Source organism: Streptomyces sp. DH-12 (assembly GCF_002899455.1).
Classification (GTDB): domain Bacteria; phylum Actinomycetota; class Actinomycetes; order Streptomycetales; family Streptomycetaceae; genus Streptomyces.
On sequence record NZ_PPFB01000001.1, the window covers coordinates 3,363,391 to 3,389,740 of the forward strand.

Sequence of the window (26,350 nt, forward strand, 5' to 3'; positions counted from 1 at the left end):
ATCAGACCGCCCTCATCAGCAGGGTCGCGGCGACGAGGACCGCCGCGCCGCCGAACATCGAGACCGCGTAGGACCGCGCGAAGCCGTTCTGCAGCCTGCGCATCCGCCCGGACAGACCGCCCATGGAGGCGGCCGTGCCGTTGACGACCCCGTCGACCAGGGTGTGGTCGACGTACACCAGCGAGCGGGTGAGGTGCTCGCCGCCGCGGACCAGGACCACGTGGTTGAAGTCGTCCTGGAGCAGGTCGCGGCGGGCGGCCCGGGTGAGCAGCGAACCGCGCGGGGCGACGGCCGGCACCGGACGCCGTCCGTACTGGGCCCAGGCGATCGCCACGCCGATGACCATGACCGCGACCGTGGACAGCGTCACCGTCAGCGCGCTGACCGGCGGGTGCCCGTGGGCGTGCCCGGTGACCGGCTCCAGCCAGTGGATGAAGCGGTCCCCGATGCTGAAGAACGCACCGCCCGCGACCGATCCGACGGCCAGCACGATCATCGGGACCGTCATGGTCCTCGGCGACTCGTGCGGGTGCGGCGGCTCGTACTCCCCGCGCGTCTCGGCGGCCGGCTCGACGTCCGGGGCGGCCGGGGACGGCGTGGGCGCGTTGCGCCAGCGCTCCTCGCCGAAGAACGTCATCAGCATCACGCGCGTCATGTAGTACGCGGTGACGGCCGCGCCCAGCAGGGCGCAGGCGCCGAGGATCCAGCCCTCGGCGCCGCCCTTGGCGAACGCCGCCTCGATGATCTTGTCCTTGGAGAAGAAGCCGGACAGGCCCGGGAAGCCGATGATCGCCAGGTAGCCGAGCCCGAAGGTGACGAACGTGACCGGCATGTACTTCCTGAGGCCGCCGTAGCGGCGCATGTCCACCTCGTCGTTCATGCCGTGCATGACCGAACCGGCGCCGAGGAAGAGGCCGGCCTTGAAGAAGCCGTGCGTCACCAGGTGCATGATCGCGAAGACGTAGCCGATCGGGCCGAGGCCCGCGGCCAGCACCATGTAGCCGATCTGCGACATGGTCGAGCCGGCCAGCGCCTTCTTGATGTCGTCCTTGGCGCACCCGACGATCGCACCGAACAGCAGCGTGACCGCGCCGACGATGGTCACGACCAGCTGGGCGTCCGGGGCGCCGTTGAAGACGGCCGCGGAGCGGACGATCAGGTAGACGCCCGCGGTCACCATGGTCGCGGCGTGGATGAGGGCCGACACCGGGGTCGGGCCCTCCATCGCGTCCCCGAGCCAGGACTGCAGCGGCACCTGGGCGGACTTGCCGCACGCGGCGAGCAGCAGCATCAGGGCGATCGCGGTCAGCTTGCCCTCGCCCGCCTCACCGGCGAGACCGGCCTCCCCGTGGCCGCCGAGCACCGGCCCGAAGGCGAAGGTGCCGAACCACAGGAACATCAGCATGATCGCGATGGACAGGCCCATGTCACCGACGCGGTTGACCAGGAAGGCCTTCTTCGCGGCCGTGGCCGCGCTGGGCTTGTGCTGCCAGAAGCCGATCAGCAGGTAGGAGGCGAGACCGACGCCCTCCCAGCCGACGTACAGCAGCAGGTAGTTGTCGGCGAGGACCAGGATCAGCATCGCCGCGAGGAAGAGGTTCAGGTAGCCGAAGAAGCGGCGGCGCCGCTCGTCGTGCTCCATGTACCCGATGGAGTAGAGGTGGATCAGCGAGCCGACGCCGGTGATCAGCAGCACGAACGTCATCGAGAGCTGGTCGAGCCGGAAGGCGACGTCCGCCTGGAAGCCCTCCACCGGGATCCAGCTGAACAGGTGCTGCACGACCGTGCGGTCCTCGGCGCCCCTGCCCAGCAGGTCGGTGAAGAGCACCAGGCCGAGCGCGAAGGAGACGGCGGCCAGGGCCGTGCCGATCCAGTGGCCGACGGCGTCCAGCCGGCGTCCGCCGCACAGCAGGACCGCCGCTCCGAGCAGAGGCGCCGCCACCAGCAGCGCAATCAGGTTCTCCACGATTCAGCAGCCCCTCACAGCTTCATCAGGCTGGCGTCGTCGACCGAGGCCGAGTGGCGGGAACGGAACAGGGACACGATGATCGCCAGTCCCACCACGACCTCCGCGGCGGCGACGACCATCGTGAAGAACGCGATGATCTGGCCGTCGAGGTTGCCGTGCATGCGGGAGAAGGCGACGAACGCGAGGTTGCAGGCGTTGAGCATCAGCTCGACGCACATGAACACCACGATCGCGTTGCGCCGGATCAGCACACCGGTGGCGCCGATGGTGAACAGCAGCGCCGCCAGGTACAGGTAGTTGACGGGATTCACTTCGACGCCTCCTCGGGCCGCTTGAAGGTCGGCGGCTCGATCGCGCGGCGCTCCAGGCGCTCCTCCGCGCGCTGCTCCAGCGCCCGCAGGTCGTTGAGCGCCTCCCGCGACACGTCACGGACCTGGCCGCGTTCCCGCAGCGTCTTGCTGACGGTGAGGTCCGACGGGGTGCCGTCGGGCAGCAGGCCCGCGATGTCCACCGCGTTGTGCCGGGCGTAGACGCCGGGCGCGGGCAGCGGCGGCAGGTACGTGCCCTCGCGGACGCGCTGCTCGGCCAGTTCGCGCTGGGTCCTGGCCCGCTCGGTGCGCTCCCGGTGGGTGAGCACCATGGCGCCGACGGCGGCCGTGATGAGCAGCGCGCCGGTGATCTCGAAGGCGAAGACGTACCGGGTGAACATCAGGGAGGCGAGGCCCTGCACATTGCCCCCGGCGTTGGCCTCGCCGACGCCGCTGAACTCGTTCAGCGAGGCGTTGCCGATGCCGCCGACCAGCAGGATGCCGAAGCCGAGGCCGCACAGCAGGGCCAGCCAGCGCTGGCCCTTGATGGTCTCCTTCAGGGAGTCCGCGGCCGTGACGCCGACCAGCATCACCACGAACAGGAACAGCATCATGATCGCGCCGGTGTAGACGACGATCTGCACGACGCCCAGGAAGTAGGCGCCGTTGGCCAGGTAGAACACCGCAAGGATGATCATGGTCCCGGCGAGGCAGAGCGCGCTGTGCACGGCCCGCCGCATGAAGACGGTGCACAGGGCGCCGATCACGGCGACGGTGCCGAGGATCCAGAACTGGACGGCCTCGCCGGTCGAGGTCGAGTAGGCGGCGAGCTGCTCGGTCATCGCCCGATCACCTTCTCCGAGGCCGGCTCCTCCGGGCCGAAGGTGGACTCGGCCTCCTGGACCACCTCGCCCTTGGAATGGGCGACCTGACGCTCCGTGCCGGGCGCCGCCTCGGTCACCAGGCCGCGGTAGTAGTCCTGCTCGTCCGTGCCCGGGTACATGGCGTGCGGGGCCTCGACCATGCCCTCCTCCAGACCGGCGAGCAGCTGCTCCTTGGTGTAGATGAGGTTCGCCCGGCTGGAGTCGGCCAGCTCGAACTCGTTGGTCATCGTCAGCGCGCGCGTGGGGCACGCCTCGATGCACAGGCCGCACAGGATGCAGCGGGCGTAGTTGATCTGGTAGACGCGGCCGTACCGCTCGCCGGGCGAGTAGCGCTCCTCCTCCGTGTTGTCCGCGCCCTCGACGTAGATCGCGTCGGCGGGGCAGGCCCAGGCGCACAGCTCGCAGCCGACGCACTTCTCGAGACCGTCCGGATGGCGGTTGAGCTGGTGCCGTCCGTGGAAGCGCGGAGCGGTGGTCTTCTGCTGCTCCGGGTACTGCTCGGTGAGCCGCTTCTTGAACATGGCCTTGAAGGTCACGCCGAAGCCGGCCACGGGGTTCAGGAAACCGGGCTTGGTGTCCTTCGGTTCCTCAGCCATCGGACGCCTCCTTTCCATCCGTAGATCCGCCCTGCGGTTCGTCACTGTGAGTATCGGGTCCGCCACTGACAACGAGCTCCCGCTCGTGGCGCGGACGGCGCCGCGGCACCGGGGGCAGCTCCTGTCCGGGCAGCGGCGGCACGGGGAACCCGCCCGCCATCGGGTCGAACGGAGGCTGGTCCGCGGGCTGTGCGGCGTCCTCGCCCCGGCCGCGGAACATGTCCGCGACGAAGGAGAGCAGCAGCAGGACGAGGACGCCGGCGGCGATGTAGAGCGCGATGTCGGCGAACGCGTAGTTCTCGTTGCGCAGCGCCCGCACCGTGGCGACCGCCATCAGCCACACCAGGGAGACCGGGATGAGGACCTTCCAGCCGAGCTTCATCAGCTGGTCGTAGCGGACCCGTGGGAGCGTGCCGCGCAGCCAGACGAAGCAGAACAGCAGGGTGAGCAGCTTGCCGGTGAACCAGAGCATCGGCCACCAGCCGTGGTTGGCGCCCTCCCAGAAGGTGCTGACCGGCCAGGGGGCCCGCCAGCCGCCCAGGAAGAGGGTCACCGCGACCGCCGAGACGGTCACCATGTTGATGTACTCGGCGAGCATGAACATCGCGAACTTGATCGACGAGTACTCGGTGTTGAAGCCGCCGACCAGGTCGCCCTCGGACTCCGGCATGTCGAACGGGGCGCGGTTGGTCTCGCCGACCATCGTCACGATGTAGATGAGGAACGACACCGGCAGCAGCAGCACGTACCAGCGGTCGGCCTGCGCCTCGACGATCGTCGACGTGGACATCGACCCCGAGTAGAGGAAGACGGAGGCGAACGCGGCGCCCATGGCGATCTCGTACGAGATCATCTGGGCGCAGGAGCGCAGACCGCCGAGCAGCGGGTAGGTGGAGCCGGAGCTCCAGCCCGCCAGGACGATGCCGTAGATGCCGACCGAGGCGACCGCGAGGATGTAGAGCATCGCGATCGGCAGGTCGGTGAGCTGCATCGTGGTGCGCTGGCCGAAGATCGAGATCTCGTTGCCGGCCGGTCCGAAGGGGATCACGGCGAACGCCATGAACGCGGGGACGGCCGCGACGATCGGCGCGAGGACGTAGACGACCTTGTCCGCGCGCTTGACGACGACGTCCTCCTTCAGCATCAGCTTCACGCCGTCGGCGAGCGACTGGAGCATGCCCCAGGGGCCGTGCCGGTTGGGGCCGATGCGCAGCTGCATCCAGGCGACGACCTTGCGCTCCATCACGATGCAGATGAGCACGGTCACCATCAGGAAGGCGAAGCAGAACACCGCCTTCAGGACGATCAGCCACCAGGGGTCGCGGCCGAACATCGAGAGGTCTTCAGCGGCGAGGTACGGGCTCATGCCTCCACCTCCTGGGGAGCCTCGCCGGCGAGGGTCGCCGGTCCGATGCGGACGAGGGAGCCGGGGAGCGCCCCGGTGCCGGAGGCCACCCCGCCGTCCGTGGAGTTCAGCGGGAGCCAGACCACCCGGTCGGGCATCTCGGTGACGGACAACGGCAGTTCGAGGGTTCCGGCGGTGCCGGTCACCGCGAGCGTGTCGCCGTCCTTGACGCCGACCTCGGCGGCCGTGGCGGCCGACAGCCGGGCGGGCGCGGCGTGCCGGGTGCCGGCCAGCGCCTCGTCGCCCTGCTGCAGCAGGCCCAGGTCGAGCAGGAGCCGGTGCCCCGCGAGGACCGCCTCGCCGGCGGCCGGCCGGGGCAGGGCGCCCGCGGTCTCCGCCGGGTCGGCGGCGCGCGGGCCGTCCCAGGGGCCGAGCCGGTCGATCTCCGAGCGGATCGTGCGCAGGTCCGGCAGGCCCAGGTGCACGTCCATGGCGTCGGCGAGCATCTGCAGCACGCGCGCGTCGGACGGCGGGAGCCGCCGGGTCATCTGGTCCGGCTTGAGCGCCGCCTCGAACAGCCGCACCCTGCCCTCCCAGTTGAGGAAGGTGCCGGCCTTCTCGGCGACCGCGGCGACCGGCAGGACCACGTCGGCGAGCTCGGTGACCTCGCCGGGCCGCAGCTCCAGGGAGACCACGAACCCGGCCTCGGCGAGCGCGGCACGGGCGCGGGCGGGGTCGGGCAGGTCGGCGACCTCCACGCCCGCCACCAGCAGCGCCTGCAGCTCGCCGCGGGCGGCCGCCTCGACGATCTGCGCGGTGTCCCGGCCGTAGCGGTGCGGGAGTTCGGCGACGCCCCAGAGGGCGGCCACCTCCTCCCGGGCACGCGGGTCGGTCGCCGGACGGCCGCCCGGCAGCAGCGACGGCAGCGCGCCCGCCTCGATCGCGCCGCGCTCCCCGGCCCGGCGCGGGATCCACACCAGCCGGGAGCCGGTCGCGGCGGCGAACCGCACAGCCGCGGTGAGCCCGCCCCGTACGGCGGCCAGCCGCTCGCCGACGACGACCACCGCGCCCTCGGCGCGCAGCGCCTCGGCGGCCGCGGCGCCGTCGCCCTCCAGGCCGACGCCGCTCGCCAGCGCGTCCAGCCACTCGGTCTCGGTGCCGGGGGCCGCCGGCAGCAGCGTGCCGCCGGCCTTGGTCAGGCCGCGCGTGGCGTGCGTGGCCAGGGCGAAGGTGCGCTGCCCGTGGGCGCGCCACGCCTTGCGCAGCCGCAGGAAGACGCCGGGCGCCTCCTCCTCGGACTCGAAGCCGGCCAGCAGCACCGCCGGGGCCTTCTCCAGCGCCCGGTAGGTGACGCCGGTGCCGTCCAGGTCGACGCCGCGTCCCGCGACGCGCGCGGCGAGGAAGTCGGCCTCCTCGGTGCTGTGCACGCGCGCCCGGAAGTCGATGTCGTTGGTGGCGAGCGCGACCCGGGCGAACTTGCTGTACGCGTAGGCGTCCTCGACGGTGAGCCGGCCGCCGGTGAGCACACCGGTGCGACCCCGCGAGGCGAGGAGGCCCTGCGCCGCGATCCGCAGCGCGTCCGGCCAGGACGCCGGTTCGAGGTCGCCCTCCGCGTTGCGCACCAGCGGGGTGTCGAGCCGGTCCCGCTGCTGCGCGTACCGGAACGCGAAGCGGCCCTTGTCGCAGATCCACTCCTCGTTGACCTCGGGGTCCTCGGCGGCGAGCCGCCGCATGACCTTGCCGCGCCGGTGGTCGGTGCGGGTGGCGCAGCCGCCGGAGCAGTGCTCGCACACCGACGGCGAGGAGATCAGGTCGAACGGGCGGGAGCGGAACCGGTAGGCGGCCGAGGTGAGCGCGCCGACCGGGCAGATCTGGATGGTGTTGCCGGAGAAGTACGACTCGAACGGGTCGCCCTCGCCGGTGCCGACCTGCTGGAGCGCGCCCCGCTCGATCAGCTCGATCATCGGGTCGCCCGCGATCTGGTTCGAGAACCGGGTGCAGCGGGCGCACAGCACGCACCGCTCGCGGTCCAGCAGCACCTGCGGGGAGATCGCGACGGGCTTCTCGTAGGTGCGCTTCTTGCCCTCGAAGCGGGACTCGGCGTTGCCGTGCGACATCGCCTGGTTCTGCAGCGGGCACTCGCCGCCCTTGTCGCAGACCGGGCAGTCCAGCGGGTGGTTGATGAGCAGCAGCTCCATCACGCCCTTCTGGGCCTTCTCCGCGACCGGCGAGGAGAGCTGCGTCTTCACCACCATCCCGTCGGTGCAGGTGATGGTGCAGGACGCCATGGGCTTGCGCTGGCCCTCGACCTCCACGATGCACTGGCGGCAGGCGCCGGCCGGCGCGAGCAGCGGGTGGTCGCAGAACCGGGGGATCTCGATGCCGAGCTGCTCGGCGGCCCGGATGACCAGGGTGCCCTTGGGCACGCTGATCTCGGCGCCGTCGATCGTCAGCGTCACGAGGTCCTCGGGCGGGACCGCCGCCTCTCCCCCTCCGGCGGGAGCGTTGGTGGTCACAGTCATGCGTGCACCTCCGTACGGTCGGCCCAGGCCGTCGACGCGGCCGGGTCGAAGGGGCAGCGACGGTCCGTGATGTGCTGCTCGTACTCCTCGCGGAAGTACTTGAGCGACGAGAAGATCGGCGAGGCGGCGCCGTCGCCGAGGGCACAGAAGGACTTGCCGTTGATGTTGTCCGCGATGTCGTTCAGCTTGTCGAGGTCGGACATCCGGCCCTTGCCGGCCTCGATGTCGCGCAGCAGCTGGACGAGCCAGTACGTGCCCTCGCGGCAGGGGGTGCACTTGCCGCAGGACTCGTGGGCGTAGAACTCGGTCCAGCGGGTGACGGCGCGGACCACGCAGGTGGTCTCGTCGAAGCACTGCAGCGCCTTGGTGCCGAGCATCGAGCCCGCGGCGCCGACCCCTTCGTAGTCGAGGGGGACGTCGAGGTGCTCGTCGGTGAACATCGGCGTGGAGGAGCCGCCCGGCGTCCAGAACTTCAGCCGGTGGCCCGGCCGCATCCCGCCGCTCATGTCGAGCAGCTGGCGCAGGGTGATGCCGAGGGGCGCCTCGTACTGGCCGGGGCTCGCGACGTGGCCGCTGAGGGAGTAGAGCGTGAAGCCCGGGGACTTCTCGCTGCCCATCGAGCGGAACCACTCCTTGCCCCGGTTCATGATGGCGGGAACCGAGGCGATGGACTCGACGTTGTTCACCACGGTGGGGCAGGCGTAGAGGCCCGCGACGGCGGGGAAGGGAGGACGCAGCCTGGGCTGGCCGCGGCGGCCCTCGAGGGAGTCGAGCAGCGCGGTCTCCTCACCGCAGATGTACGCGCCCGCGCCCGCGTGCACGGTGAGTTCGAGGTCGAGTCCGCTGCCCAGGATGTCCTTGCCGAGGAAACCGGCCGCGTACGCCTCGCGCACGGCCGCGTGCAGCCTGCGCAGCACGGGGACGACCTCGCCGCGCAGGTAGATGAAGGCGTGCGACGACCTGATGGCGTAGCAGGCGATGACGATGCCCTCGATCAGGCTGTGCGGGTTGGCGAAGAGCAGCGGGATGTCCTTGCAGGTCCCGGGCTCCGACTCGTCGGCGTTGACGACGAGGTAGTGCGGCTTGCCGTCGCCCTGCGGGATGAACTGCCACTTCATGCCCGTCGGGAAGCCGGCGCCGCCGCGTCCGCGCAGTCCGGAGTCCTTGACGTACGCGATGACGTCGTCCGGCGACATGGCGAGCGCCTTGCGCAGGCCCTCGTAGCCGTCGTGCCTGCGGTAGACGTCGAGCGTCCAGGACTTCTCCTCGTCCCAGAAGGCCGACAGCACCGGCGCGAGCAGCTTCTCCGGGCTCGTGTCCTTCAGTTCGGGTGCCAAGGTCATCACTCCCCCTCCTCGGCGGCGGGACCCGACGGTCCGGAGGGGCGAGGCGCGGCCTCTCCGTCACGGGCGGTGGTGGGCGACGGATCGGAGGGGCGAGGCGCGGCCTCTCCTCCACGGGCGGGGGTGGGCGACGGGTGGGCCGGGTCGGAGGCCGACGTCTTCTGCGGCGCGTCGTGCGAGCTGAGGTGCTCGGCCGGTGACGGCTCGTGCGGCGGGGTGTCGCGCGGCGCCTCGCCGCGGGGGTGCACCACGCGCGCGGGGGCGGTCTCGCCCTTGGCCAGCTTCAGACCGGTCAGGGAGGCGGGGCCCGCGCTGCCGGTGGCCTCGACGGCGCCCTCCCGCTCGTCGGGGAAGCCTGCCAGGATGCGGGCGGTCTCCTTGAAGGTGCACAGCGGCGCGCCGCGGGTGGGCGCGACCGGGCGGCCGGCGCGCAGGTCGTCGACCATGCGCTTGGCGCTCTCGGGGGTCTGGTTGTCGAAGAACTCCCAGTTGACCATCACCACGGGCGCGTAGTCGCAGGCCGCGTTGCACTCGATGTGCTCCAGGGTGACCTTGCCGTCGGCGGTGGTCTCGCCGTTGCCGACGCCCAGGTGCTCCTGGAGCTCCTCGAAGATGGCGTCGCCGCCCATGACCGCGCACAGGGTGTTGGTGCACACCCCGACCTGGTAGTCGCCGCTCGGGCGGCGCCGGTACATGGTGTAGAAGGTGGCGACCGCGGTCACCTCGGCCGTGGTCAGGTTCAGCATCTCCGCGCAGAACCGCATGCCGGTGCGCGTGACGTGGCCCTCCTCCGACTGCACCAGGTGCAGCATCGGCAGGAGGGCGGACCGGGAGTCCGGGTAACGGGCGATGATCGCCCGCGCGTCGGTCTCCAGCCGGGCCCGGACGTCGTCCGGGTAGGCCGGCGCGGGCAGTTCCGGCATGCCCAGGCTGACGCCCCGCTCGGAAGAAGAGGTGGTCACCGGTCGACGCCTCCCATCACGGGGTCGATGGACGCGACGGAGACGATGACGTCGGCGACCTGGCCGCCCTCGCACATCGCCGCCACGGCCTGCAGGTTGGTGAAGGACGGGTCGCGGAAGTGGACCCGGTAGGGGCGGGTGCCGCCGTCGGAGACGACGTGCACCCCGAGTTCGCCCTTGGGTGACTCGACGGCCGTGTACGCCTGCCCGGGCGGGACGCGGAAGCCCTCGGTGACCAGCTTGAAGTGGTGGATCAGGGCCTCCATGGAGGTGCCCATGATCTGCTTGATGTGGTCGAGGGAGTTACCCAGTCCGTCGGGCCCCAGGGCGAGCTGGGCGGGCCAGGCGATCTTCTTGTCGGCGACCATGACCGGTCCCGGCTCCAGCCGGTCCAGGCACTGCTCGACGATGCGCAGCGACTGGCGCATCTCCTCCAGCCGGATCAGGAAGCGGCCGTAGGAGTCGCAGGTGTCGGCGGTGGGGACGTCGAAGTCGTACGTCTCGTAGCCGCAGTACGGCTGCGCCTTGCGCAGGTCGTGCGGCAGGCCGGTGGAGCGCAGGACGGGGCCGGTGACGCCGAGGGCCATGCAGCCGGCCAGGTCCAGGTAACCGACGTCCTGCAGACGGGCCTTGAAGATGGGGTTCCCGGTGGCGAGCTTGTCGTACTCCGGGAGGTTCTTCCGCATCTTCTTGACGAGCTCGCGGATCCGGTCGACCGCGCCGGGCGGCAGGTCCTGGGCGAGTCCGCCGGGGCGGACGAACGCGTGGTTCATCCGCAGGCCGGTGATCAGCTCGAAGACGTCGAGGATCAGCTCACGGTCCCGGAATCCGTAGATCATGATGGTGGTGGAGCCGAGCTCCATGCCGCCGGTGGCGAGGCACACCAGGTGGGAGGAGAGCCGGTTCAGCTCCATCAGGAGCACCCGGATGACCGAGGCGCGGTCGGGCACCTGGTCCTCGATGCCGAGCAGTTTCTCGACCGCGAGGCAGTACGCCGTCTCGTTGAAGAACGGCGTCAGGTAGTCCATGCGCGTCACGAACGTGGTGCCCTGGGTCCACGTGCGGTACTCGAGGTTCTTCTCGATGCCGGTGTGGAGGTAGCCGATGCCGCAGCGGGCCTCGGTGACCGTCTCGCCGTCGATCTCCAGGATCAGCCGGAGCACTCCGTGGGTGGACGGGTGCTGCGGGCCCATGTTGACGACGATCCGTTCGTCGTCGGTCCGGGCCGCGGCCTCGACGACCTCGTCCCAGTCGCCGCCGGTGACGGTGTAGACGGTGCCCTCGGTGGTTTCACGGGGGGTTGCGTGCGACGTGCTCACGAGTACGACCTCCGCTGGTCCGGAGCCGGGATCTGGGCGCCCTTGTACTCGACGGGGATGCCGCCGAGGAGATAGTCCTTGCGCTGCGGATGGCCCTGCCAGTCGTCCGGCATCATGATCCGCGTCAGGGCCGGGTGACCGTCGAAGACGATGCCGAAGAAGTCGTACGTCTCGCGCTCGTGCCAGTCGTTCGTGGGGTAGACCGAGAACAGCGACGGGATGTGCGGGTCGCTGTCCGGCGCGCTGACCTCCAGGCGGATCACCCGGTTGTGGGTGATCGAGCGCAGGTGGTAGACGGCGTGCAGCTCGCGCCCCTTGTCGTGGGGGTAGTGCACGCCGCTGACGCCGGTGCACAGTTCGAACCGCAGCGCCGGGTCGTCGCGCAGGGTCTTCGCCACCCGCACCAGGTGCTCGCGCTCGATGTGGAAGGTGATCTCGCCGCGGTCGACGACCGTCCTCTCGATGGCGTTCTCCGGAAGCAGGTCCTGCTCCTCCAGGGCCCCCTCCAGTTCGTCGGCGACCTCGTCGAACCAGCCGCCGTAGGGGCGGGTCGCCGGTCCCGGGAGCCGGACCGAGCGGACCAGGCCGCCGTAACCGGAGGTGTCGCCGCCGTTGTTCGCGCCGAACATGCCGCGCTGGACGCGGATCTCCTCGCCGCCCTGTCCCCGCTGGCCGGGGAGGTTCTCGGCGGAGAGCTCCTTCTCGGGGTTCACGCCACCGCCCGCGGTGTCGTTCGCGTCGCTCATCGCAGCAGCCCCTTCATCTCGATCGTGGGCAGGGCCTTGAGCGCCGCCTCCTCCGCCTCGCGGGCCGCCTCCTCGGCGTTCACACCGAGCTTGGAGCCCTGGATCTTCTGGTGGAGCTTGAGGATGGCGTCGATCAGCATCTCGGGGCGGGGCGGACAGCCGGGGAGATAGATGTCGACCGGGACGACGTGGTCGACGCCCTGGACGATCGCGTAGTTGTTGAACATGCCGCCCGAGGAGGCGCAGACCCCCATGGAGATCACCCACTTGGGGTTCGGCATCTGGTCGTAGACCTGCCGGAGCACCGGCGCCATCTTCTGGCTGACCCGCCCGGCGACGATCATGAGGTCCGCCTGCCGCGGCGAGCCGCGGAAGACCTCCATGCCGAAGCGCGCCAGGTCGTAGCGGCCCGCGCCGGTGGTCATCATCTCGATGGCACAACAGGCGAGACCGAACGTGGCGGGGAAGACGGACGACTTGCGCACCCAGCCCGCGGCCTGCTCGACGGTGGTCAGCAGGAATCCGCTCGGCAGCTTTTCTTCGAGTCCCATGACTTATGGCCCCTCAGTCCCATTCCAGGCCGCCGCGCCGCCATACGTACGCGTACGCGACGAAGACGGTGAGCACGAAGAGCAGCATCTCCACGAGCCCGAAAAGCCCCAGGGCGTCGAAGGTGACGGCCCAGGGGTAGAGGAAGACGATCTCGATATCGAAGATGATGAAGAGCATCGCCGTCAGGTAGTACTTGATGGGGAAGCGCCCGCCGCCGGCCGGCGTGGGGGTCGGCTCGATGCCGCACTCGTAGGCCTCGAGCTTCGCCCGGTTGTACCGCTTCGGACCGATCAGCGTGGCCATGACCACGGAGAAGATCGCAAAGCCTGCCCCGAGGGCTCCCAGTACGAGGATGGGCGCATACGCGTTCACCGCTCCTCGCTCCTCTCAGTCGGCATTGACTGCATGGGGGTCCCCCCTGGTCGAGCGAAGCCGAGACCTAGGGGGAGGTTTGCATCGGGCTCACTCGCGCCCCGCACGCCCCTCGAACCACGCCCGCCCCGGCGAAGATCGAGAACATGTGAAGCAGGTCACAAGCCCAACCGCTCCGCATCTTATGCCTGTGGGTCTGTGATCTGCGACACGGGGTCTTCCACAAGCTTTGTGATCTCCACCACCTGACGAACGATCATGAAGTCGGATGAGCGGTGATCTTCACACTCCAAGCGTCCGCGCGATCACCAAAGGTGACATCTTGGCCTGTCGGTGCAGCTCAGAGGGGTCTCGAGGGAAGCGTCTCCATATCAAGACGATTCCTCTGCATGCAAATTGGCGTTGGACGGCCTGTCTTGATAGAGGCGGCGTTCACACCTCCGAGGGGTCGCGGAACGCGATGTGGACGTGTGCACGCGTTCACGAAGTCCGGAGCGCCGGATCCGGCCGACGGGCCCGACCCGCCGCCGGCTCGGCCGGACGAGCCGGTGGCCCGGCCGGACAATCGGGGCACTTCCCCCGCGAGGGACACCCCAGGAGCCGCGAACCGGACAAGCGGCCCCCGCGCCGCGGTGCGCAGGACCGGTGGACGCCCTGAGAGCCCCGATCGTTCCGTGACCTCCGTCACACTTCTGAGAGGCCCTCAGGAGCGGGGCTTGGCCAACCACCCCAACCAGTGGTAAGCGAGGAGCAATTCGGGCGTAACGATGAAAGTACGTGATCACGGCCCGGTCACGACCGCCCGCAATGTCCGTTGTGGCGTCAATGGAGAGGGCTGTGCGGGGGATTTGGGCGCCGGATTGAACAACTGTGGCGCAGCCCACGTTTCTTGAAGATATGAAGCAGCCCCTGGTACCGGTTGTTCCCATGTCCCACACCGCTCACATACGCAGCCACCGGAAGCCCCGCCGCACCGCGACCTCCACGATCGCAGTGCGGGCCGGAGTTGCCGGTGGCGTCCTCAGCACCCTGGCAGTGGCCGGGGCGTCCGGCTCGGCCAACGCCGCCGAGCCGGTGACGCAGACCCTCGAACTGCCCACCCTGACGGCCGACCTGGCCGCTCAGGTCGCCCAGTCCGCGGACGCCACCCAGCAGGCGGCCGCCAACTACCAGCTGCGGGCCGAGCGTGACGCGGCGGCCGCCGAGGCCGCGAAGCAGGCCAAGGCGGACCTGGCCGAGGCCAAGAAGAAGGCCGAGGCGCGGGAGAAGGCGGCCGAGAAGGCCCGCCAGGCAGCCGCCGAGCGCGCGGCGCGCGACGCCGAGCGCCCCTCGCTCACCACGGAGACCACGACCGTTTCCGCTTCCGCCGCCGTTTCCGCGCCGGCCGGCGGCAGCGTCGCGACGGTCCTCTCCTTCCTCCACGCTCAGGTGGGCGACGCCTACGTCATGGGCGCCACCGGGCCCAACGCCTGGGACTGCTCCAGCCTGGTGCAGGCCGCGTTCAAGCAGGTCGGTGTGGACCTGCCGCGCGTCTCCCAGGACCAGTCGATGGTGGGCACCGACATCCCGCTGTCGCAGATCCAGCCCGGCGACATCCTGTACTGGGGCGGCAAGGGCTCCGCGTACCACGTGGGTGTGTACATCGGGAACGGCCAGTACCTGGACGCCGCCAACTCCGCGAAGGGCGTCGTCATCCAGGACCTCTCCGGCTACCCGGCGTCGGGTGCGGTGCGGGTGCTCTGACCCGCGCCCCCACGGACGGAAGGGCCGCTGCCTCGACGAGGCGGCGGCCCTCCGCGTCTCCCGGCCCCTCCCGGCCTCCCCGCGTCCCCCGGCCCCTCCGGGAGACAAGATCACCGTATTGCCCCGATTTCCCCGCACGCGGCGCGCGCCGGAAGCGCGCGGGGTGCCGCCGCGGCCCTCACCGCGCCTTGTGACGGGCCCTCACGGGACCCGGAAACGCCACGGGGGCCGGAAGCCGCCGTGGCGGACTCCGGCCCCCACAGGGGCGTCACAGCGACGCGTGGGTCAGGCGGCCGCCCCGGCGCCGCGGGCGCGACGCCGCTGGAGCGCCACGAGGGCCGCGCCGAGCCCCAGCGCGAGCAGCGCCGCGCCGCCGAGCAGGCCCACGCCCTGCGCGCCGGTGAGCGCCAGACCACCGTCGGCGTCGTCGCCCGCACCGCCGCCGGACGCGCCGTCCGCGCCGTCCGAGTCGTCCGTGCCGGTGCCGTCGCCGGAGCCGTCCCCGTCACCGGAGCCGGGTGCGGACGGGGCGTCCGAGGGGTCGCCGGCCGAGCCGTCCGTGCCGTCGTCGCCCGGCTCGCCGGGGGCGTTCAGCACGATCCACGCGACGTCGTTCGACGGGTCGGAGTCGAAGGGGTTGTCCCAGTCGGGCAGCGCCACCCGGCCCTTGGCGCCCTCCACGACCCGGTCGACGCGCAGCTCGAACGGGAAGGTCACCCGCGCGTCCTCCAGCATCGGGGTGGCCACCGAGCAGCGGTGACCGGGCTCGCTGCCGTCGACGGTGACGGTCCGGCACTGCTTCGGCGCCGAGGTGACGGTCGATCCCTCGGGCGCGACCACCGTGAAGGAGAACGGCTCGCCGCCGGAGCGCAGCGCGCTGATCCAGGCCGGCCCGTTGTTGCGGATCCCGATCTCCGCCGTGACCGTGTCCCCGGCCGCGCCGGACGCCGAGGCGCCGGTGAGCTCCAGGTCGTAGGTGTTGGTCGTCGGGAGGTCCAGCTCGGCGTACCGGGCGTACTGCGCGGGGTCGGCGTCCCCGGCCGCCCGCCGCAGCGTCAGGTCCGGTCCGCTGCCCCGCCGGCGCCCCTCGCCCTGGTGCAGCGTCTTCTCCTCGCCCGGCGCCAGGGGCCGGAACGAGTAGGAGAAGATGTCGTGCAGCGCGAAGTCCGCGGCCTTCACCCGCACCGGCCGGGACAGGGCGTACGCCGCCCCCGCGTCGAGGGTGTCCGGGAAGGTGCAGAGCACCTCGGTGTGCTGCCGCAGCAGCGGGCCGGTGTTCACCTCGGCCGACGAGCAGTTGCCGTGGTCGTCCGGGAAGGACAGTCCGCGCGAGCCGTACAGCCGCAGCACCGCGCCCTCGGACGGCAGCCCGCCGACGTTCATCACGCCCAGCGGCGGCTCGAAGGTGCCGCCGGCCTTCAGGTCCTCGGGCAGGGGAAGTGCGCGGTTGAGCAGCTCGGGGCCGCCGACGCGCACGTCGACGGTGAGCGGCGTGAAGTCCAGCCCCTCGCCCTCGCCGGTGACGACGATGCTGCCGGTGTCCCCGGACTCGCTGTCGTCGGCGAGGTCGAGCCGGATGCCGCCGACCCGGTTGTACGTCGTCCCCGCGTACAGGTCGTAGCCCGTGCAGACCGCGACCGGGCCGTCGGCCTCGCAGGGCAGGTCGGCCCGCGCGACGCCCTCCAGCCCGCGGGCGTCGATGCGGATCGTGTAGTCCCCGAGGTGCACCGGCGGGATGTCGCCGTCGCCCTCGAACTCCTTGCCCGGGACGTCGAGCCGCAGGTCGACCTGCGGCTCGGTGGGATCGCCGTTGTCCGAGTGGAGGGACAGGTCCACCCGGTCCTCGCCCGTGATCACCACCGGGAGGGGGGCGTCGGCCGCGTGGGCCGCGCCCTGGACCCCTGCGGCGGCCAGCGCCGCGGCCCCCACCGCTCCCAGCGCCGCGAGCCGCGCGCGCAGCCGTCTCGCCTGCTGTGTCATGAAAGGCTCTTTCGTCGAACTTCGTCGAACGGGACGTGCCCGGCTGGGTCACGTCCCGTTCGACACCGCCCGGAGCCGATCAGTTGCTCACGGATGCGTCACACGACGATCACGATCGGACACCGCGCCCGGAGATGCCGGACATGCCCGCCGACTCCGGTCACCCGCCCGGTGGTTCACGCCTTCGGCGCCACCTTGCTCAGGCCGTTGATGATGCGGTCCATCGCGTCGCCGCCCGTGGGGTCGGTCAGGTTGGCGAGGAGCTTCAGCGTGAACTTCATCAGCATGGGGTGCGTGAGGCCGCGCTGGGCGGCGATCTGCATGATCTTCGGGTTGCCGATGAGCTTCACGAAGGCGCGGCCGAGCGTGTAGTAGCCGCCGTAGGTGTCCTTCAGGACGCGGGGGTAGCGCTGGAGGGCGATCTCCCGCTGGGCCGGGGTGGAGCGCGCGTGCGCCTGGACGATGACGTCGGCGGCGATCTGCCCGGACTCCATCGCGTAGGCGATGCCCTCGCCGTTGAACGGGTTCACCAGGCCGCCCGCGTCGCCGACCAGCAGCAGCCCGCGCGTGTAGTGCGGCTGGCGGTTGAAGGCCATGGGGAGGGCGGCGCCGCGGATCGGGCCGGTCATGTTGTCCGGGGTGTAGCCCCAGTCCTCCGGCATGGACGCGCACCAGGCCTTGAGGACCTCGCGCCAGTCCAGTTCCTTGAAGGAGTCGGAGGTGTTGAGCACGCCGAGACCGACGTTGCTGGTGCCGTCGCCCATGCCGAAGATCCAGCCGTAACCGGGCAGCAGCCGGTCCTGCGGGCCGCGCCGGTCCCACAGCTCCAGCCAGGACTCCAGGTAGTCGTCGTCGTGGCGGGGCGAGGTGAAGTACGTCCGCACGGCCACGCCCATCGGGCGGTCCTCGCGCCGGTGCAGCCCCATCGCGAGGGACAGCCGGGTGGAGTTGCCGTCGGCGGCCACCACCAGCGGGGCGTGGAAGGTGACCTCCCGCTTGTCCTCGCCGAGCTTGGCCCTGACGCCGGTGATGCGGCCGGTGCGGTCGTCCACGACCGGCGCGCCGACGTTGCAGCGCTCGTACAGCCGGGCGCCCGCCTTCTGCGCCTGCCGGGCGAGCTGCTCGTCGAAGTCGTCGCGCTTGCGCACGAGTCCGTAGTCCGGGAAGGAGGCGAGATCCGGCCAGTCCAGCTGGAGGCGGACGCCGCCGCCGATGATGCGCAGGCCCTTGTTGCGCAGCCAGCCGGCCTCCTCGGAGATGTCGATGCCCATGGCCACGAGCTGCTTCACGGCGCGCGGGGTGAGGCCGTCGCCGCACACCTTCTCGCGCGGGAACTCGGTCTTCTCCAGCAGGAGCACGTCGAGGCCGGACCGGGCCAGGTGGTAGGCGGTGGTGGAGCCGGCTGGCCCCGCGCCCACGACGATCACGTCGGCGGTGTTGTCGGAGAGGGGCTCGGTCACGGCGGGATCTCCCCAGAGTTCGAAATCTTCGTGCCGACCGGCACTGGACACAGGCAGTCTATTCAGCGGACGTGATCACCCGGCTGAAGGGCTGCCCCGTGAACCGAGCACTCCCCGCCGTACGGCTGCGGGTTCCCACCGACGAGGACGCCGTCACCTGGCACCGCATCTTCGCCCACCCCGACGTCATGGAGTTCCACGGCGGCCGGCCGGCGGCGCTGTCGGTCTACGAGGAACTCACCGCCCGCCAGCGCCGGCACGACGCCGAGCTGGGCTTCTGCCTGTGGAGCGTCCTCGACGAGAACGGGCAGGTCATCGGCTTCACCGGCGCCCAGCCCTGGGAGCGCGAGTGGGGCCCCACCGGCGAGGTCGAGATCGGCTGGCGGCTCGCCCGCGAGCACTGGGGCAAGGGCTACGTCACGGCGGCGGCCCTGCAGACGCTGGACCGGGTGCGCGCGGCGGGCCTGACGGGCGTGGTGGCGATGGTGAAGGCCCGCAACACCCGCTCGATCGCGGTGACCCGGCGGCTGGGCATGCGTCTCGCCGAGACGCTCACCCTCCCCACCACGCGGAAGGAGTGCCACTGCTACCGCCTCGACCTCTGACGACCCCCGCGACCGGCTACTCCGCGTAATAATCCGTCACGGATCCTCACGGAGTGCTTCCGCAGGACGCGCCCCCGGCCTACCCTGCCGGTACCGCTGGGGGTGACGTCCATGCGCAGGACAGCCGAGGGACACGGGACCGGTGACGTGCGCGTGCCGCGCCTGGTCGGGCTGATGGCCGTCGACGCGCGCGAGTCGGCCCGCGCGCGGGGCCTGTCCGTCGACGCGCCCGGCCGTCCGGACTTCCCGCACGCCGTCGTGGACCACGTGGTCCGCCAGTACCCGCAGCCCGGCACCCCCGTGCCCCGCCACTCCGTGGTGCACGTGTGGCTGGACTTCGACGAGGACGAGGGCGAGGGCGGCGGAGGGGTGCGCGTGCCGCGCGCTCCGCTGCCGCCGCCGGGCGGGCCCCGGCGCGAGCTGGAGGAGCCGGGCGCCGGGGCGCCCGTCGTGGTGCTCAGCTCTCCTTGAAGCCCCGGTGCAGGGCCACCACACCGCCGGTGAGGTTCCGCCAGGCCACCTTGGACCAGCCGGCGCCCTGCAGCCGTTCGGCCAGCGCGGGCTGGTCGGGCCAGGCGCGGATGGACTCGGCGAGGTAGACGTACGCGTCCGGGTTGGACGACACCGCGCGGGCGACCGGCGGCAGGGCGCGCATCAGGTACTCGGTGTAGACGGTGCGGAACGGCGTCCAGGTGGGGTGCGAGAACTCGCAGATGACGATGCGTCCGCCGGGCCGGGTCACCCGGTGCATCTCGCGCAGCGCGGCGTCGGTGTCCTGCACGTTGCGCAGGCCGAAGGAGATGGTGACGGCGTCGAACACGTCGTCCTTGAACGGCAGCCGGGTCGCGTCCCCGGCCGTGTACGGCAGCCAGGCGTTGTTCCGCTTGCCGACCCGGAGCATGCCCTGGGAGAAGTCGCAGGGCACGACGTAGGCGCCGGTGCGGGCGAAGGGCATGGAGGAGGTGCCGGTGCCGGCCGCCAGGTCCAGGACCTTCTGCGCGGGCCGCGCGCCGACCGCCTTCGCGACCTCCTTGCGCCAGCGCCGGTCCTGTCCGAGGGACAGCACGTCGTTGGTCAGGTCGTACCGTTCCGCGACGTCGTCGAACATCGAGGCGACTTCATGCGGCTGCTTGTCCAGGGATGCGCGGGTCACGGGCCCATTCTTGCAGCCGCGCCCCCGCCCGCCCGCGGCGGCGTACCGGTACGGGCGCGAGCGGTCTCAGCGCCGGCGGTGGACCAGGCGCCCGCCGACCACGGTGGCCACGCAGGTGGACGCGCCCTGCCGGACCAGTCCGTCGCGGTCGGGCACGTCGAACACCGCGAACCGCGCGGGGCTCCCGGCGGTGAGGGCCGGCAGCAGCACGAGCGGCACCGGGGAGAGCGCCGGGGGCCCGGGCAGCGCGGGCGGACGCCCCGCCAGGGCGAGTCCGGCCCGGCGCACGGCGTCCAGGGCCTCGCGGCCGCGGATCTCACCGGCGACGGCGACCGTGCCGTGCGCCAGCAGGCGCTGCACCCCGCGCCGGGCGCTGGCGCCCCGCGCGGACGGCGCGGAGGCGAGGAGGGCCCGCGCCCGCAGCCCGAACAGCGGCTCGGTGCCGAGCCGGTCCGCCTCGCGCGGGTCGGGGTGGTAGGCCTGCTCCAGCAGCTCCGGACCGTACGGGTTGAGCAGTCCGGGCGTCAGGATGCCGGGCCACCGCCGCAGCCGGGCGTCCGGGCGGGCGGCGGCCAGGTCCTCGTACGGGCCGACGGCGGCGATGTGCGCGCCGTCGACCAGCACGGCCGTGTCGGGCGAGGCCTCGGCGACGTGAAGGGTCAGCACGCGGACGTCAGTTGGCGGGCAGGAGCTTCAGCTCCGGGTGGGCCGTGCCGCCCTCGATGGCGGTGGACGAGATGTGCGAGACCACGCGGTCGTCGACCGGGTCGTTCGCCGGGTCGTCGTGCACGACGAGGTGCTCGTACGTCGTGGAGCGCTGCGCCGGGACCCGGTCCGCCTTGCGGATCAGGTCGATGATCTCCAGCCGGTTGGAGCGGTGCTTGGCGCCGGCGGAGGAGACCACGTTCTCCTCGAGCATGATCGAGCCCAGGTCGTCCGCGCCGTAGTGCAGGGAGAGCTGGCCGACCTCCTTGCCGGTGGTCAGCCACGAGCCCTGGATGTGCGCCACGTTGTCCAGGAAGATCCGGGCGATGGCGATCATCCGCAGGTACTCGAAGAGGGTGGCCTGCGTGCGGCCCTTCAGGTGGTTGTTCTCCGGCTGGTAGGTGTACGGGATGAACGCGCGGAAGCCGCCCGTGCGGTCCTGCACGTCCCGGATCATCCGCAGGTGCTCGATCCGCTCGGCGTTGGTCTCGCCGGTGCCCATCAGCATGGTGGAGGTGGACTCCACGCCCAGGTTGTGGGCGATCTCCATGATCTCCAGCCAGCGCTCGCCGGACTCCTTCAGCGGGGCGATGGCCTTGCGCGGGCGCTCCGGCAGCAGTTCGGCGCCGGCGCCGGCGAAGGAGTCCAGCCCGGCCGCGTGGATCCGCTGGATCGCCTCCTCGACGCTCACCTTGGAGATCCGCGCCATGTGCTCGACCTCGCTCGCCCCCAGGCTGTGGATGACGAGCTGCGGGAACTCCTTCTTGATGGCCGCGAAGTGCTTCTCGTAGTACTCGACGCCGTAGTCCGGGTGGTGGCCGCCCTGGAACATGATCTGCGTGCCGCCCAGCTCGACCGTCTCCGCGCAGCGGCGCAGGATGTCGTCGAGGTCGCGGGTCCAGCCCTTGGCGGTGTCCTTGGGGGCCGCGTAGAACGCGCAGAACCTGCACGCCGTGACGCACACGTTCGTGTAGTTGATGTTCCGCTCGATGATGTACGTGGCGATGTGCTCGGTGCCCGCGTACCGGCGCCGGCGGGCCGCGTCGGCGGCGGCGCCCAGCGCGTGCAGCGGGGCGTCCCGGTAGAGGACCAGGGCCTCTTCGGGGGTGATCCGCCCACCGGCGGCGGCACGGTCGAGGACGGGCTGAAGGTCGGCCTTCTCGGTCACCGGTGTCCCTTTCTCAGGGGTGTGGACGGACGGAATCAGCGTACGTCAGCCGTCCCCGCGCGCCGACGTCAGGCCGTGTACGCACCGATCAGCAGCCCCGCGAAGGCCCCGCCGACCAGGAACGGACCGAACGGGATCGACGTCTTGCGCCCCGCCTTCCGGGCGACCACGAGCGCGCCTCCGTACAGCGCCCCGCACAGGAACCCGGCGAGGGTGCCGAGCAGCACGGTGGGCCAGCCGTACCAGCCGAGGACCGCGCCCGCGCCGAGCGCCAGCTTCACGTCGCCGAAGCCCATGCCGGCCGGGTTGACCAGGAACAGCACGAAGTAGCCGGCGCCGAGCGCGAGCGCGCCCAGCAGGGCGGTGCTCCACTCCCCCGCGTGCTCGGGGACCAGCGCGGTCAGGCCCAGCAGCACCAGGGCCGTCGCGGCGAACGGCAGGGTGAGCGGGTCGGGCAGCCGCTGCACCCGGAGGTCGACCGTCGCGAGCAGCACGCCCGCGGGCGCCAGCAGCAGCCACACCGCCAGCTCCGGGCGGGTCCCGGTGGCGGCGGCGAGGGCCGCGCAGACCAGCGCGGTGACCGCCGCGAGGACGGCGGCGCCCTTCCCGTACGGACCTGACGCGCACGCCCGGCAGCGGGCCGGGCCGAGCCAGCCCGCCAGCGGGTGCCCCTGCGGGCACGCCGTGCGCCACTCCTCCCCGGCGGGGACGGAGAACCGGTGGGCGGCGCGGGGCAGCAGCGCGCCGGCCGCCCCGCCCCACAGCGCGGCGACGGCGATCAGCACGGCCTCCGGTCCGTCGGTCATCCCGTCCGGCCGCTCAGCCCGCCGCCGCGACCGCGTCGCGCCACGCCGGCAGCAGCTCGTCGAGCAGCGCCTCGGTGCGCGGCGGCAGCCCGCGGGCCCCGCTGCGGGCCACCAGGTCGGCGGCGAGGGCGGTGAGCCGCTCAGGGTCGTCCAGGGCGTGGGTGGCGCGCAGCAGTTCGTTCCACAGCCGCTCGTCGGCCGGGGCGGTGCGCAGCGCGGCGTTCAGCGCTTCGATGGCCTTCTCCGCGCGGTCCTTCTCCATGTGGAACGCGGCGAGCGCGAGACCGGTGTCCGCGACGAGCAGCGGGAGCTGCGCGTCGACGATCTCGTGGGTGAGCCAGCGGTAACGGCCCTCGGGCCGGTCCGCCAGCAGCGGCCCGCGCACCAGCACCAGCGCGTCGGTGAGCAGCCGCCCGCGCACCGCCCGGCTGTCGACGCCCTTGCCCTGCGTCGCCTCGTGGTACAGCGAGCGCAGCACGTCCAGGTCGGACACCACGGACTTGGCGAGGGTGAGCCGGCCGGTGTCGTCGGTGCGCAGCCGCGGGGCGCCGTCGGGGTCGGTGCCGAGCCAGTCCCGCAGCCGGTCGATCAGCGCCTCGCGTACGTCGTCGGTGACGCCGCGCGGCCACAGCGCGGAGGACAGCACCCGCGGGTGCACGCCCTCGCGGTGCAGGAGCAGCAGTGCCAGCGCCTCGTGCAGCAGCGCGCTGCGCTCGCCGTCCGGTGTCTCGAGGCCGATGATCTCGTACGGCCCGACCAGGCGCGCGTACACGGCGGGCCGGCCCTGCTCGCTGATGTCGACGAGGAACGGCGGTGTGGCGCCCGGCCCGTCGGGGCCGCGCTCCGGGTCGGTGTCGGTGAACAGTTCGACGACCGCGCGCCGTTGGGCGGCGGGCAGCAGCTGGGCGTCGAGTTCCAGGCCGAGCAGCGGGGCGAGCAGCTTGCCCGCGCCGGTGATCTCCATCTCCCAGGCGGCGCCCGGCAGATCGCCGCTGCCGGTGCCGACGAGGTAGCCGATGCCGAGGCGGCTCGCGTCGGCGGCGAGCTCGGCGAGCGTCAGGGCGTCCTCGGGGGACGGCTCGGCGGCCAGCAGCACCAGGTGCGGGGCCCAACGGGTGTGCCGGGCCGGGCCGGTGCGGCCGGTGAGCACGGAGTCGTGGCCCGCGGCGCCGAGCGCGCCGCGCCGCTGCCGGGTCTCCGCCTCCATCGTCTCGATCAGCGCCTCGACGCCGTCGAGGTGGCGCAGCCGGCTGGGCGCGAGGGCGGTGAGGTCCTCGCCGAACCCGACGAGGGTGATGGTCATCCGGTCCGACCAGCCGTTGGTGGCCAGTTCGGCGGCGACGGAGGCGAACACCGCCGCCCGGTCCTCCTCGCGGCCGCTCAGCGAGACGATGCCGGGGACGGACTCCAGGTTGAGCAGCAGCCGGGAGTCGTCCATGGTGCCGAGGCTGACCAGGCCCGGGTAGGGCGCGGCGGTGTCGGCGTCCTCGTACTGCTCGGCGTCGGCGCGGGCCAGCATCCAGAACGTCTGGTCCTGCCCGAGCCGCCACGGGGACGGCGGCTTGCCGGACGGCTGGGCGAGCTGGAGGTGCAGGTCGCCGTTGCTGAGCCAGGCCGCGTAGACCGTGGGCAGCGGGCGGGACTCGGCGGCCAGCGACGCGGCCAGCCCGCGCAGCGACCGGTCCAGCAGCCGTACGCCCTCGGGATCGGCGCCGACCAGCAGCGCGTCCTGCACGTCGAGGGCGTCGCCGGCGGGCGTCGGCGGCTCCATGCCGCGCCGCCCGCCGACACCGGCGAACGCCGACTGCCACAGCGCCTGACGGCGCCGGTGGCCGAGCGCCCCGAGCAGACCGGCGGCCAGCAGGGGAGCGGCCAGCAGGGCCTCGGGCAGCCCGAAGGACGAGGAGTCCCGGGCGGGCGTGGCGGCCTGCTCCGGGGCGGGGCGCCGGAGGTCGGCGTGACCGGTCCCGGGGGCGGGCGCGGGCCGCTGCTCGGGCACGTTCACGTGGGCGGTCCCGCCGCCACTGCCGCTGTCCCCGCCGCCCCGCGCCTGGTCGCCGCCGCCGGCCGCGCCGTCACCGGTCCTCGCGTAGTCGCTGATCTGCTGCCGCACCTCCGGCGACACCTCGGGGGCGTCGTCCGGCATCTCCACGAGGTCGCCGCCACGCGCGTCGCCGGGCATCTCCATGATCCAGCCGGGCCGGATCAGGCTGGCCTCGGACAGCCGCGAACCGTCGGGCTGCACCCGGTCCTTGTTGAGCTCGAAGATCTCCTTGTAACGGCGGCCGTCACCGAGGTGCCGCTCGGCGATCTCCCACAGGGAGTCGTGGTGACGCCCCTCCGGCGGCTGGATCCGGTAGAACTTCGTGTCGCCCTGCTGCTTGGCGGCGGGGGCCGCCTCGGTGTGCGAGGCCTGCTCGGCGACCGCTGCGGCGGCGCCGGCCGCCTGCTCCTGGTGCTGGGCGAAGAGACCCGGCGTCTGCTGGGCGGCGGCCACGGTGGGCCGCTGGTTGTCGTCGAGGGTCTGCCCGAGCTGCGCGAGCGACGGCGTGAAGCTGGCGGCGGTCGCGCCGACCAGCAGCAGCGCGGCGACGAGCTGACGGGCGAGCAGCTGGCTGGGTCCGGCGCCGGGCACCCGCCCCGGCACCCCGACCCCCGACAGCGCGGCCTTCATCTCCACCAGCACACAGGCGGTGAACTGCGCCCAGGCGAGCCAGACGACGAACGTCAGGATGGAGAGGAAGGTCGAGACGGAGATGTCCTGCCTGAGCCACTCCATCGGCTCGAACGTCTCCGGGAACGGCCAGCCCGCCGTCATCGCCAGCGCCACCGGCACCCCGACGAGCAGCACCGCCAGCGCCACGAACGCGAGGAACGCCTTCACGAAGTCCCCGAACGTCCGCTGCCGCACCCGGACCGGCTGCGGCGTGCGGTTCCTCGGAGCCGTCGAGCTGGACGGGCGGGGACTGCGGCGTCGCGGCATGGCGGGTGTCCTGAGGGTGGGAGGAAGGGGTCGTCGGGGCTACGGGGATCTTATTGACTCGGAGGGCCGCAGTCGAAGGGTGCGGTCCGTCCCCGCCGGGCGGCGGCCCCGCGGCACCGTCCGCCGGCTCCGAAGCCGACGGGCCGCCGGCCCCGGACCACGCGGCGGCAGCCCGCGCACGCGACGAACTCCCTGCGGGCGCTGGACCACGGCATCACGCAACGGACCCCGGACGACCCGGCGTACCGGTTCCACCCGGCCGCCGGGGCGGCCCGTCACGCGAAGTCCCGGATCAAGGAGTGACAAGGTCGCACCACACGTACGTGCCCCGGCTGCCGTCCCGGGCATGGGGGCTGCCCCGGGCGTCCCTCGGGGGGCCTGAAGGCGGACGGTTCCGGCGCCGGGCGCCCTGGACCACCGGCCCGGTGGCGGCCGTACCCTGCGTAGGGTGCGCAGTCAGTCGCCGGCCGAGGGGGAATCACATGGGTGAGGGCAAGTCCGATCTCGCGCTTCCGCTGTCCGACCTGGAGGACTACGGGCGCCGGCTGCGGTCGGTCAAGAAGCGGATGAACCACACGAAGAAGCTCTTCGACTCGTACAAGGACGACATCGGCGACAGCACGGTGAACGACGCGCTCGCCGACTTCGAGTCGAACTGGGAGGACGGGCGCGAGGACATCACGCAGCAGCTCGACGCGCTCGCCGACATGTCCGACGCGGTGGTCCGCGAGTTCAACAAGCTCGAGAACGAACTCACCAAGCAGGTCAACGAGAAGATGAAGGTCGAGGACAAGCGCCCGGGCAAGGGGGCCGGGGCCGAGGAGTGACC

General features: G+C 72.1%; 23 protein-coding genes. 4 read left to right on the forward strand and 19 right to left on the reverse strand.

Features of this window, described 5'->3' with window-relative positions; translation table 11 throughout:
• Window position 1: 1 nt before the first annotated feature.
• The 12 genes from nuoL to C1708_RS13930 are packed head-to-tail and all read right to left on the reverse strand — an operon-like array spanning window position 2 to window position 12,918.
• The gene (nuoL, locus tag C1708_RS13875) at window positions 2–1,966 is read right to left on the reverse strand and encodes an NADH-quinone oxidoreductase subunit L (RefSeq protein ID WP_106412969.1); all 1,965 of its coding nucleotides are present in this window, start codon (window positions 1,964–1,966) and stop codon (window positions 2–4) included.
• A gap of 14 nt (window positions 1,967–1,980) precedes the next feature.
• Window positions 1,981–2,280: an NADH-quinone oxidoreductase subunit NuoK gene (gene nuoK, locus C1708_RS13880; protein WP_004927567.1), complete on the reverse strand. Its 300-nt coding sequence runs from the start codon at window positions 2,278–2,280 to the stop codon at window positions 1,981–1,983.
• Entirely contained in the window at window positions 2,277–3,119 is an 843-nt protein-coding gene (locus tag C1708_RS13885) for an NADH-quinone oxidoreductase subunit J (protein ID WP_106412970.1), read from the reverse strand. The genes nuoK and C1708_RS13885 overlap by 4 nt, the downstream gene beginning before the upstream one ends.
• Window positions 3,116–3,757: an NADH-quinone oxidoreductase subunit NuoI gene (nuoI, locus tag C1708_RS13890; RefSeq protein ID WP_093550543.1), complete on the reverse strand. Its 642-nt coding sequence runs from the start codon at window positions 3,755–3,757 to the stop codon at window positions 3,116–3,118. The genes C1708_RS13885 and nuoI overlap by 4 nt, the downstream gene beginning before the upstream one ends.
• Window positions 3,750–5,123 (reverse strand): NADH-quinone oxidoreductase subunit NuoH, encoded by a 1,374-nt coding sequence (gene nuoH, locus C1708_RS13895; RefSeq protein ID WP_106412971.1) that lies wholly within the window; start codon window positions 5,121–5,123, stop codon window positions 3,750–3,752. Before nuoH ends, nuoI begins: the two co-directional genes overlap by 8 nt.
• Window positions 5,120–7,624 carry an NADH-quinone oxidoreductase subunit G gene (locus C1708_RS13900; protein ID WP_106412972.1) on the reverse strand — a complete coding sequence of 835 codons (2,505 nt, stop codon included), beginning with the start codon at window positions 7,622–7,624 and terminating at the stop codon, window positions 5,120–5,122. Before C1708_RS13900 ends, nuoH begins: the two co-directional genes overlap by 4 nt.
• Window positions 7,621–8,967, reverse strand: coding sequence for an NADH-quinone oxidoreductase subunit NuoF (gene nuoF / locus C1708_RS13905; RefSeq protein ID WP_106412973.1), 1,347 nt, complete (start codon window positions 8,965–8,967; stop codon window positions 7,621–7,623). Before nuoF ends, C1708_RS13900 begins: the two co-directional genes overlap by 4 nt.
• Entirely contained in the window at window positions 8,967–9,929 is a 963-nt protein-coding gene (nuoE, locus tag C1708_RS13910; protein WP_106412974.1) for an NADH-quinone oxidoreductase subunit NuoE, read from the reverse strand. Before nuoE ends, nuoF begins: the two co-directional genes overlap by 1 nt.
• A complete protein-coding gene (locus tag C1708_RS13915) occupies window positions 9,926–11,248 on the reverse strand; it encodes an NADH-quinone oxidoreductase subunit D (protein WP_106412975.1) in 1,323 nt (440 codons plus the stop codon). Before C1708_RS13915 ends, nuoE begins: the two co-directional genes overlap by 4 nt.
• Window positions 11,245–11,994 carry an NADH-quinone oxidoreductase subunit C gene (locus C1708_RS13920; protein ID WP_106412976.1) on the reverse strand — a complete coding sequence of 250 codons (750 nt, stop codon included), beginning with the start codon at window positions 11,992–11,994 and terminating at the stop codon, window positions 11,245–11,247. The genes C1708_RS13915 and C1708_RS13920 overlap by 4 nt, the downstream gene beginning before the upstream one ends.
• Window positions 11,991–12,545 (reverse strand): NuoB/complex I 20 kDa subunit family protein, encoded by a 555-nt coding sequence (locus tag C1708_RS13925; RefSeq protein WP_106412977.1) that lies wholly within the window; start codon window positions 12,543–12,545, stop codon window positions 11,991–11,993. The genes C1708_RS13920 and C1708_RS13925 overlap by 4 nt, the downstream gene beginning before the upstream one ends.
• 13 nt (window positions 12,546–12,558) lie before the next feature.
• Window positions 12,559–12,918 (reverse strand): NADH-quinone oxidoreductase subunit A, encoded by a 360-nt coding sequence (locus tag C1708_RS13930; protein WP_007490928.1) that lies wholly within the window; start codon window positions 12,916–12,918, stop codon window positions 12,559–12,561.
• An 897-nt stretch (window positions 12,919–13,815) separates the two neighbouring features.
• Here C1708_RS13930 and C1708_RS13935 point away from each other — a divergent pair.
• Complete coding sequence (locus tag C1708_RS13935) at window positions 13,816–14,661, forward strand: C40 family peptidase (RefSeq protein WP_106412978.1); 846 nt, start codon at window positions 13,816–13,818, stop codon at window positions 14,659–14,661.
• 285 nt (window positions 14,662–14,946) lie between these two features.
• On the opposite strand, the gene C1708_RS13940 is transcribed toward C1708_RS13935, so the two are convergent.
• Together C1708_RS13940 and C1708_RS13945 are read right to left on the reverse strand one after the other, a co-directional pair.
• Window positions 14,947–16,641, reverse strand: coding sequence for a hypothetical protein (locus C1708_RS13940; protein ID WP_106412979.1), 1,695 nt, complete (start codon window positions 16,639–16,641; stop codon window positions 14,947–14,949).
• A 176-nt stretch (window positions 16,642–16,817) separates the two neighbouring features.
• Window positions 16,818–18,101 (reverse strand): geranylgeranyl reductase family protein, encoded by a 1,284-nt coding sequence (locus C1708_RS13945; protein WP_106412980.1) that lies wholly within the window; start codon window positions 18,099–18,101, stop codon window positions 16,818–16,820.
• Window positions 18,102–18,199: 98 nt separating this feature from the next.
• On the opposite strand from C1708_RS13945, the gene C1708_RS13950 reads away from it, so the two are divergent.
• Window positions 18,200–18,706 (forward strand): GNAT family N-acetyltransferase, encoded by a 507-nt coding sequence (locus tag C1708_RS13950; protein WP_106416292.1) that lies wholly within the window; start codon window positions 18,200–18,202, stop codon window positions 18,704–18,706.
• A 111-nt stretch (window positions 18,707–18,817) separates the two neighbouring features.
• The gene (locus C1708_RS13955) at window positions 18,818–19,177 is read left to right on the forward strand and encodes a PASTA domain-containing protein (RefSeq protein WP_106416293.1); all 360 of its coding nucleotides are present in this window, start codon (window positions 18,818–18,820) and stop codon (window positions 19,175–19,177) included.
• On the opposite strand, the gene C1708_RS13960 is transcribed toward C1708_RS13955, so the two are convergent.
• The 5 genes from C1708_RS13960 to C1708_RS13980 form a co-directional block, all read right to left on the reverse strand.
• The gene (locus C1708_RS13960; RefSeq protein WP_106412981.1) at window positions 19,164–19,859 is read right to left on the reverse strand and encodes a demethylmenaquinone methyltransferase; all 696 of its coding nucleotides are present in this window, start codon (window positions 19,857–19,859) and stop codon (window positions 19,164–19,166) included. The two genes, C1708_RS13955 and C1708_RS13960, sit on opposite strands and share 14 nt — an antisense overlap.
• Window positions 19,860–19,925: 66 nt before the next feature.
• On the reverse strand, window positions 19,926–20,525 hold the full coding sequence (locus C1708_RS13965; protein ID WP_106412982.1) for an imidazolonepropionase-like domain-containing protein: 600 nt from the start codon (window positions 20,523–20,525) through the stop codon (window positions 19,926–19,928).
• 7 nt (window positions 20,526–20,532) lie between these two features.
• Complete coding sequence (gene mqnC / locus C1708_RS13970) at window positions 20,533–21,732, reverse strand: cyclic dehypoxanthinyl futalosine synthase (protein WP_106412983.1); 1,200 nt, start codon at window positions 21,730–21,732, stop codon at window positions 20,533–20,535.
• Between the two features lie 68 nt (window positions 21,733–21,800).
• Window positions 21,801–22,538 (reverse strand): prepilin peptidase, encoded by a 738-nt coding sequence (locus C1708_RS13975; protein WP_106412984.1) that lies wholly within the window; start codon window positions 22,536–22,538, stop codon window positions 21,801–21,803.
• Window positions 22,539–22,551: 13 nt separating this feature from the next.
• The gene (locus tag C1708_RS13980) at window positions 22,552–25,521 is read right to left on the reverse strand and encodes a BTAD domain-containing putative transcriptional regulator (RefSeq protein WP_106412985.1); all 2,970 of its coding nucleotides are present in this window, start codon (window positions 25,519–25,521) and stop codon (window positions 22,552–22,554) included.
• A gap of 482 nt (window positions 25,522–26,003) precedes the next feature.
• Here C1708_RS13980 and C1708_RS13985 point away from each other — a divergent pair, with 482 nt between their 5' ends.
• Window positions 26,004–26,348: a hypothetical protein gene (locus C1708_RS13985; protein WP_106412986.1), complete on the forward strand. Its 345-nt coding sequence runs from the start codon at window positions 26,004–26,006 to the stop codon at window positions 26,346–26,348.
• The last annotated feature ends 2 nt before the right edge of the window (window positions 26,349–26,350 follow it).

Bases quoted from the DNA above. Each gene is read 5' to 3' on its own strand.
- C1708_RS13885 (WP_106412970.1), bottom strand. From the start codon at position 3,119: ATGACCGAGCAGCTCGCCGCCTACTCGACCTCGACCGGCGAGGCCGTC.
- nuoI (WP_093550543.1), bottom strand. From the start codon at position 3,757: ATGGCTGAGGAACCGAAGGACACCAAGCCCGGTTTCCTGAACCCCGTG.
- nuoH (WP_106412971.1), bottom strand. From the start codon at position 5,123: ATGAGCCCGTACCTCGCCGCTGAAGACCTCTCGATGTTCGGCCGCGAC.
- C1708_RS13900 (WP_106412972.1), bottom strand. From the start codon at position 7,624: ATGACTGTGACCACCAACGCTCCCGCCGGAGGGGGAGAGGCGGCGGTC.
- nuoF (WP_106412973.1), bottom strand. From the start codon at position 8,967: ATGACCTTGGCACCCGAACTGAAGGACACGAGCCCGGAGAAGCTGCTC.
- C1708_RS13920 (WP_106412976.1), bottom strand. From the start codon at position 11,994: ATGAGCGACGCGAACGACACCGCGGGCGGTGGCGTGAACCCCGAGAAG.
- C1708_RS13925 (WP_106412977.1), bottom strand. From the start codon at position 12,545: ATGGGACTCGAAGAAAAGCTGCCGAGCGGATTCCTGCTGACCACCGTC.
- C1708_RS13935 (WP_106412978.1), top strand. From the start codon at position 13,816: ATGAAGCAGCCCCTGGTACCGGTTGTTCCCATGTCCCACACCGCTCAC.
- C1708_RS13940 (WP_106412979.1), bottom strand. From the start codon at position 16,641: ATGACACAGCAGGCGAGACGGCTGCGCGCGCGGCTCGCGGCGCTGGGA.
- C1708_RS13955 (WP_106416293.1), top strand. From the start codon at position 18,818: ATGCGCAGGACAGCCGAGGGACACGGGACCGGTGACGTGCGCGTGCCG.
- C1708_RS13975 (WP_106412984.1), bottom strand. From the start codon at position 22,538: ATGACCGACGGACCGGAGGCCGTGCTGATCGCCGTCGCCGCGCTGTGG.
- C1708_RS13980 (WP_106412985.1), bottom strand. From the start codon at position 25,521: ATGCCGCGACGCCGCAGTCCCCGCCCGTCCAGCTCGACGGCTCCGAGG.
- C1708_RS13985 (WP_106412986.1), top strand. From the start codon at position 26,004: ATGGGTGAGGGCAAGTCCGATCTCGCGCTTCCGCTGTCCGACCTGGAG.